General features: G+C 33.8%; 11 protein-coding genes and 2 pseudogenes. 8 read left to right on the top strand and 5 right to left on the bottom strand.

What is annotated here, in order from left to right:
* Window positions 1–119 precede the first annotated feature (119 nt).
* The 5 genes from GKP30_RS16790 to GKP30_RS16770 all read left to right on the top strand — a co-directional run bounded on the left by GKP30_RS16790 (window position 120) and on the right by GKP30_RS16770 (window position 6,136).
* Window positions 120–1,406, top strand: a complete 1,287-nt coding sequence (locus tag GKP30_RS16790; RefSeq protein ID WP_216830622.1) for a lipopolysaccharide biosynthesis protein — start codon at window positions 120–122, stop codon at window positions 1,404–1,406.
* 126 nt (window positions 1,407–1,532) lie between these two features.
* A complete protein-coding gene (locus tag GKP30_RS16785; protein WP_216830621.1) occupies window positions 1,533–2,519 on the top strand; it encodes an SDR family oxidoreductase in 987 nt (328 codons plus the stop codon).
* Between the two features lie 95 nt (window positions 2,520–2,614).
* Window positions 2,615–3,895, top strand: coding sequence for a nucleotide sugar dehydrogenase (locus tag GKP30_RS16780; protein ID WP_216830620.1), 1,281 nt, complete (start codon window positions 2,615–2,617; stop codon window positions 3,893–3,895).
* A gap of 171 nt (window positions 3,896–4,066) precedes the next feature.
* Complete coding sequence (galU, locus tag GKP30_RS16775) at window positions 4,067–4,954, top strand: UTP--glucose-1-phosphate uridylyltransferase GalU (RefSeq protein ID WP_216830619.1); 888 nt, start codon at window positions 4,067–4,069, stop codon at window positions 4,952–4,954.
* Window positions 4,955–4,969: 15 nt separating this feature from the next.
* Entirely contained in the window at window positions 4,970–6,136 is a 1,167-nt protein-coding gene (locus GKP30_RS16770; protein ID WP_216830618.1) for a nucleotide sugar dehydrogenase, read from the top strand.
* Window positions 6,137–6,356: 220 nt separating this feature from the next.
* Here the strand turns inward: GKP30_RS16770 and GKP30_RS16765 are convergent, their stop codons facing one another.
* From GKP30_RS16765 to GKP30_RS16755, 3 genes are all read right to left on the bottom strand, one after another.
* Entirely contained in the window at window positions 6,357–6,614 is a 258-nt protein-coding gene (locus GKP30_RS16765; RefSeq protein WP_216830617.1) for a hypothetical protein, read from the bottom strand.
* A gap of 22 nt (window positions 6,615–6,636) precedes the next feature.
* Window positions 6,637–7,119: a hypothetical protein gene (locus GKP30_RS16760; protein ID WP_216830616.1), complete on the bottom strand. Its 483-nt coding sequence runs from the start codon at window positions 7,117–7,119 to the stop codon at window positions 6,637–6,639.
* 583 nt (window positions 7,120–7,702) lie between these two features.
* The gene (locus GKP30_RS16755) at window positions 7,703–8,677 is read right to left on the bottom strand and encodes a hypothetical protein (protein WP_216830615.1); all 975 of its coding nucleotides are present in this window, start codon (window positions 8,675–8,677) and stop codon (window positions 7,703–7,705) included.
* A gap of 362 nt (window positions 8,678–9,039) precedes the next feature.
* Between GKP30_RS16755 and GKP30_RS16750 the strand changes: the two genes are divergently transcribed.
* Complete coding sequence (locus tag GKP30_RS16750) at window positions 9,040–9,267, top strand: hypothetical protein (protein ID WP_216830614.1); 228 nt, start codon at window positions 9,040–9,042, stop codon at window positions 9,265–9,267.
* Between the two features lie 168 nt (window positions 9,268–9,435).
* Window positions 9,436–9,576 (top strand): annotated as a pseudogene (locus GKP30_RS23580) (UTP--glucose-1-phosphate uridylyltransferase); the annotation flags it as partial.
* A gap of 201 nt (window positions 9,577–9,777) precedes the next feature.
* Here GKP30_RS23580 and GKP30_RS16745 read toward each other — a convergent pair.
* On the bottom strand, window positions 9,778–10,386 hold the full coding sequence (locus GKP30_RS16745; RefSeq protein WP_236035157.1) for a hypothetical protein: 609 nt from the start codon (window positions 10,384–10,386) through the stop codon (window positions 9,778–9,780).
* Window positions 10,387–10,423: 37 nt separating this feature from the next.
* Here GKP30_RS16745 and GKP30_RS23575 point away from each other — a divergent pair.
* Window positions 10,424–10,564 (top strand): annotated as a pseudogene (locus GKP30_RS23575) (UTP--glucose-1-phosphate uridylyltransferase); the annotation flags it as partial.
* 201 nt (window positions 10,565–10,765) lie between these two features.
* On the opposite strand, the gene GKP30_RS16740 reads toward GKP30_RS23575, so the two are convergent.
* Window positions 10,766–12,079 (bottom strand): hypothetical protein, encoded by a 1,314-nt coding sequence (locus GKP30_RS16740; protein ID WP_216830613.1) that lies wholly within the window; start codon window positions 12,077–12,079, stop codon window positions 10,766–10,768.
* Between the last annotated feature and the right edge of the window lie 150 nt (window positions 12,080–12,229).

Below are 12,229 nucleotides of genomic sequence, written 5' to 3'. Positions count from 1 at the left end.
ATTTTTATTGTTTTACACTAGTAAAACCTATAGCCTAATACCTTAAGATATTATATGAACTTATTTTACCTTATAATTTAATAGCACAAAAAATGAGATGTATTTTAGGGGCGAACGTAATGATAAAGTTGAAACAATTATTAAAGAAAAAATTTATAAGAAATGTTGTGATTATTGCAACGGGTACTGCTGGTGCTCAAGCAATTAACTTATTATTTGCTCCTATTATTACTAGAATCTATGGGCCTGAAGCTTATGGAGTTTTAGGCGTATTTATGGCTGTAGTAAATATTATTGCACCAATAGCTGCATTAACTTATCCAATAGCTATAGTATTACCTAAAGAGGAAAAGGACGCTATAACAATTGGAAAAGTATCAATATATATTGCTGTTTTTCTCTCGTTAATTACCATGTGTATATTATTCTTTTTTAAAGAAACTATTGTAGCAATTCTACAGATAGATGATATAGCTCCTTTTTTATTCTTAATCCCTGTAGTAATATTATTTTCAGCATTTCTTCAAATAATTGAACAATGGCTAATCCGAAATAAACTATTTAAAATTAAAGCAAAGGTAACTTTTTTGCAGTCGCTTGTCATGAATATTGCAAAGGTTGGAGGTGGTATATTAACCCCAGTTGCATCTGTACTTGTAATTCTGGCAGCAATTGGTAATGGTTTAAAGGGAATAATGTTATTATCTAGTGCAGTCAAAGTGGATAATAGTATTAAAGAAAAATTCCTTAGTAACAAAAGTGATATTACATCATTAAAGGAAATGACGATAAGATATCGTGATTTCCCCTATTTTAGGGCACCACAAGTATTGGTTGATGGTATCACACAAAACTTACCAATTCTAATGCTTACAGCATTTTTCGGCCCTGCGGCTGCTGGATTTTACTCTATTGGGAGGACTGTTTTAGGTGTTCCTTCACAATTAATTGGTAAAGCAGTTGGGGATGTTTTTTATCCTAGAATTTCAGATGCAGCAAATAGTGGAGAAAACTTACCTAAATTAATTAAAAAAGCTACACTAGGTTTAAGTATTATTGGAATAATCCCATTTGGAATAGTTATTATATTTGGTCCTTGGCTCTTTAGTATTGTATTTGGTTCTGAATGGGATGTTGCAGGAGAATACGCTCGTTGGATTGCTATTTGGGCGTACTTTAAGTTTCTAAATCAACCTAGTATAAGAGCTTTACCAGTATTGTCAGCACAGTCTTTTCATTTGAAATTTACCATGATAATACTTACTATTCAATCCCTTTCATTAGCTTTGGGGTATTACTGGTTTAAAAGTGATTTAGTAGCAATAGCATTCTTTGCATGTACAGGTGCAATTTTAAATATTATACTTATTTATTGGACTATAAAAATTAGTGAAAAATATGTCTGATATCATAAGAAAATTGTAATGCAGTAGGTTTATTATTTATTTGATGAGTGTTAAATACTTTATTATTAAGATTTTTTCTAGGTTTTAGCATTTTAAAAAACTTACAATATATATATGAGGTGAACCATGGTTTTAAGGAAGTTTAATAGAAATTCAAAGTTTTTAATTACTGGTGGGGCAGGTTTTATTGGAAGTAATTTAGCAGATTTCCTATTAGGAAATGGTTTTGAGGTCCGTATTTTAGATGATTTGTCCAATGGTAGAAAAGCAAATATTGGTGAACTAAAGTCTAAATATGATTTTGAATTTATAGAAGGTAGTATTCAAGATATAGATTTTTGTAAAGCAGCAACAAAAGGAGTAGATTATGTTCTACATCAGGCAGCATGGGGATCTGTTCCTCGTTCTATCAAGATGCCATTGATATACGACCAAGTTAATGTTCATGGAACATTAAATATGTTAGAGGCTGCAAAAGAGAATGAAGTAAAGAAGTTTGTTTACGCTTCTTCTTCATCGGTATATGGGGATGAAAAATCCTTACCAAAATTTGAAGGGAAAGAAGGGAAACCGTTATCTCCGTATGCTATAACTAAAAAAGTAAATGAGTTATATGCAAAAAACTACTTTGACCTTTATGGTTTAGAGACCGTAGGATTAAGATATTTTAACGTATTTGGTAGAAGACAAGATCCACATTCTACTTATGCAGCGGTAATTCCTATTTTCGTTAGAGAATTATTACAAGATAAAGCACCAACTATTAATGGAGATGGATCACAAACAAGAGATTTTACTTATATAGATAATGTAATAGAAGCCAATTTATTATCATGTTTGGCTGGGAAGGAAGCAAGTGGCGAGGCTTTTAATATTGCATATGGTAAAAATATTACTTTAAATGAACTATATAAAAATATTTGTGATCTCTTAAACAAGGATATCAATCCAAGCTATGGTGAGCCAAGATTAGGAGATATTCCACATTCATTAGCGGATATCTCAAAAGCTAAAAAACTATTAAATTATGATCCAAAAATTGATGTATTTGAAGGTTTGAAGAGGACAATGGAATGGTATGTAAATAACTTAAGTGAAGAAGTTAAGTTATAGTGAAAATTTATTCTATGAATTATAAAAGTAATAACGACTATATGCGTTATTACTTTTTTTTATAAAATTAAAATTAACTTGAGGTGTGCATAAACATGAACAGAAAAATAGGTCTTGTTGGGTTAGGATATGTAGGTTTACCAGTAGCAGTTGCATTTGGACAAGAACATCAAATTGTTGGTTTTGATATTAGTGAACATCGAATTAATACTTTATTACAGGGTGAAGACTTTACGAATGAAGTTGGGCCTCATGAATTAGAAAAAGCGAATATTGATTTTACAACTGAACCTTCTCGCTTAAGAGATTGTGACTTTATCATTGTTGCAGTACCTACACCAATTAATGATAATAAACAACCAGATTTAACTCCTTTAGAAAAGTCTTCAGAAACAGTTGGTAGGAACCTTACTAAAGGAGCTATTGTTGTTTATGAATCAACAGTATATCCAGGAGCTACAGAAGAAGTGTGTATTCCAATCCTAGAAAGGGAATCTGGATTAAAAGCTGGTCAAGATTTCTTTGTTGGCTACTCTCCAGAGCGTATTAACCCAGGAGATAAAGAACACACATTCAGAACCATTCGTAAGATTGTTTCTGGACAAACTCCAAAAGTATTAGACATTGTTGCTGAAGTTTATGAGAGTGTAGTTGATGCTGGGGTCTATAAAGCTAGCAGTATTAAAGTAGCTGAAGCTGCTAAAGTAATTGAAAATACACAACGTGACTTAAATATTGCACTAATGAATGAATTATCTATTATTTTTGATCGATTAGAGATCGATACAAAGGAAGTCTTGGAGGCAGCTGGAACTAAGTGGAATTTCCTTCCTTTTTCACCTGGTTTAGTAGGTGGACATTGTATTGGAGTAGACCCTTACTACTTAACACATAAGGCGGAATCGACAGGATACCATCCACAAATCATTCTAGCTGGTCGACGAATTAATGATGGAATGGGTAAACACATTGCTACATCATTAATTAAAGAAATGATTCATAAAAACATGCCGATCCAAGGGTCAAGAGTAACTGTGTTAGGTCTAACTTTTAAAGAGAATGTTCCTGATCTTCGTAATTCAAAAGTAATTGATGTTATTCGAGAACTTGAAGAGTTTGGAGTAGAGGTTCAAGTGACAGATCCTTATGCATTCCCAGAAGAAGCACATGAAGAGTATGGTGTGGACTTAATAAACTATGAAGCCTTAAAGCCTGCAGATGCAGTAGTTTTTGCAGTACCTCATCGTTTCTATTTAGATAAAGGATGGGAGCAATTTAACCACGTTCTTAAGCACGGTAAAGGAATTGTCATGGATGTTAAGAGTAGCTTAGATAAGGCCACTGTGCCAGATGAGATTACTCTTTGGAGATTGTAACTACTTTTAGAAAGTAAATGGGGTTAATTATTTTTTATACCTAGGAATAAATGACAAGTAGATAATGAAAGTTTAGTAAGCTAATATCAAATAGATAACCTGAAAATAGTTTAGGTTGTTTTTTTGATTGGAAGTCTGTTGTACTTCCGAGTATTTAAAGGAGGTTAGTGAATGAGGGTACGAAAAGCTATCATTCCTGCTGCAGGTTTAGGAACAAGGTTCTTACCTGCAACAAAAGCTCAACCCAAAGAAATGCTCCCAATAGTAGACAAACCTACAATCCAATACATCGTTGAAGAAGCGATTGCATCAGGCATTGAAGATATCATTATTGTTAGTGGCCGCAGTAAGCGTGCGATTGAAGACCATTTCGATAAATCATATGAACTAGAGGAAACACTACTAAAAAAGGGCAAAATGAAAATGCTAGATGAGGTATCAGCAATTTCTAACATGGCAAACATTCATTACATCCGTCAAAAAGAAGCTCTAGGTCTTGGGCATGCAATTGCTTGTGCAAAGTCTTTTATCGGTGATGAGCCTTTTGCTGTTTTACTTGGTGATGATATCGTTCAATCAGAAAAACCTTGTTTAAAGCAATTAATGGAAGTGTTTGATCGTTATCATTCATCCGTTGTTGGTGTTCAACATGTTCCAGATGAAGATGTATCGAAGTATGGAGTTATTGATCCAAAAGGCTCAGAGATTGAAGAAGGGGTAATTAATGTCCAGTCTCTAGTTGAGAAGCCAAAGCTAGAAGATGCGCCTTCCAATTATGCAATTATGGGACGTTACGTATTACGTCCAGAAATCTTTGAAATCTTAGAAACTACTCCAACTGGATCTGGCGGAGAAATTCAATTAACTGATGCGATTAAGCAATTGAATGAAGAGCAAGCGGTTCTAGCATATGATTTCCAAGGTATTCGTTACGATGTCGGGGATAAGTTTGGTTTTGTAAAAGCAACGGTTGATTTTTCTTTAGACCGTGAAGATTTACGCGGTGACGTGTTAGAATACCTTAAAGAAATTATGGAAGCTCAATTAGTTTCGAAATAAGCGGAGGTCAAAGACATGAAAATTGCAGTAGCTGGTACTGGTTATGTTGGGTTATCTAATGCCGTATTATTAGCACAACATAATAATGTCATTGCACTTGATATTGTGGAAGAAAAAGTAGATTTGATTAATAACAAGAAGTCTCCAATTGTTGACCAGGAGATTGAGGAGTTTTTAGCAACAAAGCCTTTAAATCTTGTCGCAACAACAAACCCAGAGCAAGCATTTAAAGAAGCGGAGTTTGTTATTATTGCTACTCCTACTGACTATGATCCAGAGACAAATTATTTTAACACTCGCTCTGTAGAGAATGTAATAGATACGGTTTTATCGATCAATCCAAATGCTGTTATGGTCATTAAATCAACGATCCCAGTTGGTTATACAAAAGAAATCAAAGAAAGATTTCAAACGGAGAATATCATGTTCTCACCAGAATTTCTACGCGAAGGTAAAGCTTTATACGATAACTTATACCCATCACGGATTATCGTTGGGGAAAAGTCTGAACGTGCGAAAGTATTTGCTGACCTTTTAGCTCAAGGGGCTATGAAAGAAGATATTCCAGTTTTATTTACGGAGTCTACTGAAGCGGAAGCAGTGAAATTATTCTCTAACACATACTTAGCGATGCGTGTCGCTTATTTTAACGAGTTAGATACGTATGCAGAAGCAAATGGCTTAAATACTAAAGACATTATTGAAGGTGTCGGACTAGACCCACGTATTGGTGGGCATTATAATAACCCTTCTTTCGGCTACGGTGGTTACTGCCTACCGAAGGATACAAAGCAATTACGTGCCAACTTCGAAGGCATCCCAAATATCATCATTGGTGCCATCGTAGAAGCAAACGACACACGAAAAGACCACATCGCCTCACAAATCATTGCAGCTAAACCAAACACTGTCGGTATCTACCGCCTAACAATGAAAACCGACTCTGACAACTTCAGAGCATCTGCCATCCAAGGCATTATGCAAAGAGTAAAAGAAGCAGGTATTGATGTAGTGATTTATGAGCCAGTGTTAAAGGAAGACCAGTTTGAAGGGTTTACGGTTGTACAGGATTTAGGAGAGTTTAAGCAAGTTTCTGATATTATTGTTTCTAACAGATTAGATGCGGAATTGAGTGATGTTAGAGAGAAGGTTTATACTAGGGATTTGTTTAATAGGGATTGATTTATGTATTGAAACTAAGAGAGCCTCAAATGACCATTAATTGGTCATTTGAGGCTTATTTGTGGTCTTATGCTTTTCACAGATTATATTTTTAGATCGGGCAGACTCACCAAAAAAATGAAGGATTCGTCACTGTGACACCCCGTTCAATTAGGAGAACCGTCCCACTGCTTCCCAGTTATAAAATTTGCGATAATAGCGGGAAACATAATTTTTTTAATCAGGCTTTTTTATTCAATGAATCTAATATTCTTTGTAACAAATTAATTATTTCCGCAATCGCTAATAACATAATAACAGTTAAAAATGTCCCTATCCAGTAAATAAGGGCCAACGTCCATACAAACTCATATTCTGTACGAGTATGATACGTCCCCACTTCATATGTATCAAAACCATATATAATTCCTGCAATAAACCCTAAAAATGCTTGAACCATCGCTAATATTTTTATTGTTTTTGCGATTTTATTTTTCATCTCTACAAACCCTTTTATTATTTTATTCTTCGCTAGATGTGTAATACTTACCTAACACTTCATTAATTTTGTCGTTGTTTTCAAATATTTCTTCCCTTTTTGCAAAAAGCTCATTACTTACCTTTACAAACTCAGGTGTTCCAGGGTTTAATCTATCAAAAATATTAATAAATTCCTCAACCATAACAAGACCTTCTAAAGAATATTTTTGAAGTAGCAACGCATCATCTCTTTTTGTTTCATAATTTGATAAGAATTCGTAGCTTTCTTTTTGATTTATTAAAATAAATTCCTGAATACAGCTGTATCCTTTATCTTCACCAATACTATAAACACAATACAAGGCTTCATTTCGAACTGGATAAAAATATTCATCCATCGCACCTCGAAAATCCCATACCTCTTCGTATTTAGCTGTTTCATAATAAGAATAAGCAACTACCCCAAATACAGAAACAATTAAAAATGAAATCGTAATTAAAATAATTTTTAATGTTTTACTCATTGTCTTCACCTTCTCATTCCCCAATTTTTATATATTAATTCTTATTAAAACAGTACCAAAAATGCATTTAATTTCCGAAAAAAGATAGGCGTTGTCCCCCACCGCTTTAACGCAGTGGGGGGGCAGACCCTGTTTAATAGGTAGCAACGATAAAAGTATTTCCAAATGTTCAGTAATAGGACCATTTTGCTTTTGTTTACTTGCAGGATAACTAATAATAAACGTATTAAAAGTTCTTTAGTCAAAGAAGGACTCCTTTATATAATAGCTCCGTTTTGATTATAGTCGACAACATACCAATCTTTTTCGAGCCTTTCGTAACCAATGGACCCAGGTCCAGATATACTATATAAATCTTGATAATAGGATTCGACCGTTTCGCTTTATACTTTATGGCCATCAAACAAAGAAACAAGAGAATGTTTGGTGCTTCTTCTGGCACAACACTAAATGAGAAATGATAGCTTAGCTGTTATGTTTTGTGGATATGTTTTGTATGGGATATCCTTTAATTTGGTTACTGTTTAAAAGGTAGTAGTAAAAAATAGAAGGTTGATCAACCTTCTATTTCATCTTTATAGCATTAACGTGGTGTAATCGAGCTTGCTAGAATAAACGGAACGGTCACTCGGCCAGCTGCAACGCTGTCATATGTGTACGTATCTAATAAAGTTCCTTTGACTGAAATAATGCTACCTTCTAAAAGGGTAGGCGGGCTTTCGAGGATTTCTACCCAGACAGCATTGTTAGAGCTATAATTATTAGGATCAGAGATATTCACTAAGAAAGACTTAGAAGTGTCACTAAGTGCGAACTCATCATATTCAATCACTTGAGTCACTTCACCAGAGACTTCGATTTGTTTACCTAGTAATTTATCAAAGTTTTGCTTTAAGTCTGTTGCGGTTACCTGCTCGAAGGATTCCTCTACATGTGTTTCTTCAAGTGGTTCTTCATTTTCTGTTGTTTCCTCGACTTCTTCGACTTCTTCAATGGGTTCTTCTTCGATCTCTTCAACCTTGAAAACTTTATCAGGCATGGTCAGTTTATTCGCTGAAGTCAACTCAATTGAATAAGAGTTAGGGTCATTGCTTGCTGATAGACTAACAAAAGAAGAGTCCGAGTAAACTTCTTGCATGTCAGTAAACGAACCAGCAATCGTTTTATTATGTAGTAATTCGCTGTTGCTTGACTCACTAATGAAAAGCTTTAATAGTAAGTGGTATTCCTCATCATCGTTTATTTCTTCTCTAAGTTGTTCGTTAACAGTGAACACAACCTGTGAAAGGTCTGCTTCAATCGTATAGTCTTCCAGTTCAAAAAGAGGTTCAGCCGCAGCATCTAATATATATAAACCTTCTAATTTCGTTCCGTTTGGAAGATTGCTGGAAAATTTAACTGTTAATTCTAATGTTTCTTCATCAAACTCGAATTGCTTTAAAACTACTTCGAGTAGCTCTCGTTCTACGATTACCTCTGAGTTTGTCTCCGAATTCGCACCGCACCCAGTGAGAAATAAAGCAGATATAATAAATAAAATGAACAGTGTATTTCTCATTTTTTTTCTTCCTTTCAAGTTTTCCTGGTTGTGATATTTTATCTATTACTATTTTCTTATACTACACGATTTAGGAAAAGATTGTCACTGTTAATTAATCCCTTTTTGTGGCTTTTTTTCGTCGGGAAGAGAGGGGTGTTAACATAAAGTTAAGTGCTATGGCCAGTTATAGGCGCTTGTCCTCAACACGTTGTACTATTCTATATATTAAAATCAACTATGAAACTCTTTCTCAAAAAATATGTGATATTTAATCACTTCCAGTTTTTTAAATAAAATAGTTACTTTTGAACTATTAAAAGTCTTTTTAAAAGTAGCTTCTTGGTGTATTATTTATCTATCAAATTGGTGGAGGTAACAAGTTGGAAGTGATTATTGGATTTATTGTTGTTGTATTAATGGCTTGGTTAGCTTTAATGGGAGTATTGTTCCTTTGGGCAAAGATTAGTGGGCAGAAAGAGGACAATAACTTTGAACGTTTTATGAAGGAACAAAAAATTATGAAATATAGATGGACTAGGTTCTTTGATAGTCAATATTTAATCTATGATTATGGACGAGAGTGCTTGTGTGTTGCAGCGTCACAGTGACACCCCGAAAAATCTTGTTTCACAGAGTGTTTCACGCAGAGAGAAGGGGACGGTTTGATTACTTTTTTAGTTTCGAAAAACGAAGGGAAGGAGAATCTGTCACTGTGACAACCCGAAAAATCTTGTTTCACGGAATGTTTCACGATGGTAGATGATTAATGATTAATTATTAATCAATTAAATGAAGAACAAGCTGTTCTAGCTTATGATTTCCAAGGTGTTCGTTACGATGTTGGAGATAAGTTCGGTTTTGTTAAAGCAACGGTTGACTTTGCTTTAGAACGTTGTCTTTTAAAGAATTATTTTTAGCCCTAGAAATAAGTTTCACTTTCTAAGAGAAAAGTGCCTGACCCCCAGTGCAGTAATACTTTACTGTATCGGGGGTCAGGCACTCTAATCACAGGCCAATTGTGAAATATTTTTTTCTAATGAACTGTATCGTTTGACTATGCATGCTTTCATTATTTTTTCATGGAGGGGGATATAAAAAGGAGCTTAAAAATCGCAATATTATAACTTCCGTATTACACCCTCTTTAATTCCAGTAATATAATCCCCGTAAATATTCCTTGTTAAAAACTCATTTTGTACTCCTAAACTCCATTTTTCTTTTGAAGCAGCAATATAATACTTAAACATATCTTTAACATGTAAATTACTTGACTTTTTATGATAATTCTCATAGCTACTAAATGAACTTATATACCTACAAAGTATTTCAAAAAGGAGAGTTTCATCAAAATAACTATCCCCTATGAAACTGTAAGTATTGTCATTTCCAAAAAAGAACTGTGTCATTTTTAAAATTAGGTCAAACTGATGCTCTTCTAGATCAAACCACTCGTTATCAAGATGTTTAGGCTTTTCTGGTTCTGCTTTATCATAACGAATTGCAGATGTAAGTTTAGAAATATAACTACCGGTTATTACCACTAACATATCTGCTAATTGTAATCCAACGAAATCTTTAGAATCCTGATCTACCAGCACTTTTCCAAATCCGATCTTTTCAAATGGCTCAGAAGGTATACCTTGGTCAAGAATTAACGTTGACTGCTCAGGTTGCCATATGTCTTTAGAGAATCTGTCACTGTGACAACCCGAAAAATCTTGTTTCACGGAATGTTTCACGATGGTAGATGATTAATGATTAATTATTAATCAATTAAATGAAGAACAAGCTGTTCTAGCTTATGATTTCCAAGGTGTTCGTTACGATGTTGGAGATAAGTTCGGTTTTGTTAAAGCAACGGTTGACTTTGCTTTAGAACGTTGTCTTTTAAAGAATTATTTTTAGCCCTAGAAATAAGTTTCACTTTCTAAGAGAAAAGTGCCTGACCCCCAGTGCAGTAATACTTTACTGTATCGGGGGTCAGGCACTCTAATCACAGGCCAATTGTGAAATATTTTTTTCTAATGAACTGTATCGTTTGACTATGCATGCTTTCATTATTTTTTCATGGAGGGGGATATAAAAAGGAGCTTAAAAATCGCAATATTATAACTTCCGTATTACACCCTCTTTAATTCCAGTAATATAATCCCCGTAAATATTCCTTGTTAAAAACTCATTTTGTACTCCTAAACTCCATTTTTCTTTTGAAGCAGCAATATAATACTTAAACATATCTTTAACATGTAAATTACTTGACTTTTTATGATAATTCTCATAGCTACTAAATGAACTTATATACCTACAAAGTATTTCAAAAAGGAGAGTTTCATCAAAATAACTATCCCCTATGAAACTGTAAGTATTGTCATTTCCAAAAAAGAACTGTGTCATTTTTAAAATTAGGTCAAACTGATGCTCTTCTAGATCAAACCACTCGTTATCAAGATGTTTAGGCTTTTCTGGTTCTGCTTTATCATAACGAATTGCAGATGTAAGTTTAGAAATATAACTACCGGTTATTACCACTAACATATCTGCTAATTGTAATCCAACGAAATCTTTAGAATCCTGATCTACCAGCACTTTTCCAAATCCGATCTTTTCAAATGGCTCAGAAGGTATACCTTGGTCAAGAATTAACGTTGACTGCTCAGGTTGCCATATGTCTTTTAACTTGTTCTCGGATAACCATAAGTCAACATCGAAGCTCACCTTATCCCAATCAAATGATACCTTTTCAAACACTAAATTATCAGCTAAGTGTTTCCCCTTCCCAATTATTGTTATCATATTTTTGTAATCTTCTAATTGATGCTTCATTCTAGCGTTATTTTTGTGCTTTGCTACGAACCCTTTCAAATCATTTTGAATAGAATACAATATTTCGTTGATATTTTTTTGTGAATCGAAAAGATTTTTAATGACCACTTCTGATGCTTCTAGTTCACAATATTTTGTAAGACTGTATTTCAACAATATGGCGGATTTAATAAATCTTTTAGCTTCAAGTTTTAGAATCCATTGTGTGAGTCTGGCATCAACAACCATTGACATTTTATTTACTGAAAAAAGTAAGTTAGAAACGTCTGCCTCTAGCAGGATATCAAATAAATTAAGATAGAAATCACTATTAACTTTTTTTATACTCGCAATGCCAAATTTGAAATTCCCCTGTAGAATATCAATTCCTTTAAGTTCTTTTTCGACTTTATTTTTTTGTTCTTCTCTATAATTTTCAACAAGGTCAGAATATTTTTTGATAATATCTTTTAGAGAACTTTCAGGGATATAAAGTACATCCGCAACATAAGATCGCATTAAATCATCACCAAGATTTATTCTTCTATCATCACTATAGTTTCTTGAAATTCTAATTGTTTCCTGCGGTCCCTTTTCATCAATAAAAACTTGTCCCATAGTTAATCATCCTCACTTCAATTTTGGTCAGATAAACTTTTATTGATATTGTAAACTAGTTATCTGTATCCACTAAATTTCTTACAGTTCTATTTTTCAGATTCCATATCCACTCAAATTCCCATTTGTGGATAACTCAATAAAACACCC

It is taken from the genome of Alkalihalobacterium elongatum (assembly GCF_019024285.1).
GTDB lineage: Bacteria > Bacillota > Bacilli > Bacillales > Bacillaceae_F > Alkalihalobacterium > Alkalihalobacterium elongatum.
This window is presented reverse-complemented; position numbering and strand designations above follow the sequence as displayed.

What these genes read in the sequence shown, in the direction of transcription:
- GKP30_RS16790 (WP_216830622.1), top strand. Translation starts at nt 120, where the DNA reads ATGATAAAGTTGAAACAATTATTAAAGAAAAAATTTATAAGAAATGTT.
- GKP30_RS16785 (WP_216830621.1), top strand. Translation starts at nt 1,533, where the DNA reads ATGGTTTTAAGGAAGTTTAATAGAAATTCAAAGTTTTTAATTACTGGT.
- GKP30_RS16780 (WP_216830620.1), top strand. Translation starts at nt 2,615, where the DNA reads ATGAACAGAAAAATAGGTCTTGTTGGGTTAGGATATGTAGGTTTACCA.
- galU (WP_216830619.1), top strand. Translation starts at nt 4,067, where the DNA reads ATGAGGGTACGAAAAGCTATCATTCCTGCTGCAGGTTTAGGAACAAGG.
- GKP30_RS16770 (WP_216830618.1), top strand. Translation starts at nt 4,970, where the DNA reads ATGAAAATTGCAGTAGCTGGTACTGGTTATGTTGGGTTATCTAATGCC.
- GKP30_RS16765 (WP_216830617.1), bottom strand. Translation starts at nt 6,614, where the DNA reads ATGAAAAATAAAATCGCAAAAACAATAAAAATATTAGCGATGGTTCAA.
- GKP30_RS16760 (WP_216830616.1), bottom strand. Translation starts at nt 7,119, where the DNA reads ATGAGTAAAACATTAAAAATTATTTTAATTACGATTTCATTTTTAATT.
- GKP30_RS16755 (WP_216830615.1), bottom strand. Translation starts at nt 8,677, where the DNA reads ATGAGAAATACACTGTTCATTTTATTTATTATATCTGCTTTATTTCTC.
- GKP30_RS16740 (WP_216830613.1), bottom strand. Translation starts at nt 12,079, where the DNA reads ATGGGACAAGTTTTTATTGATGAAAAGGGACCGCAGGAAACAATTAGA.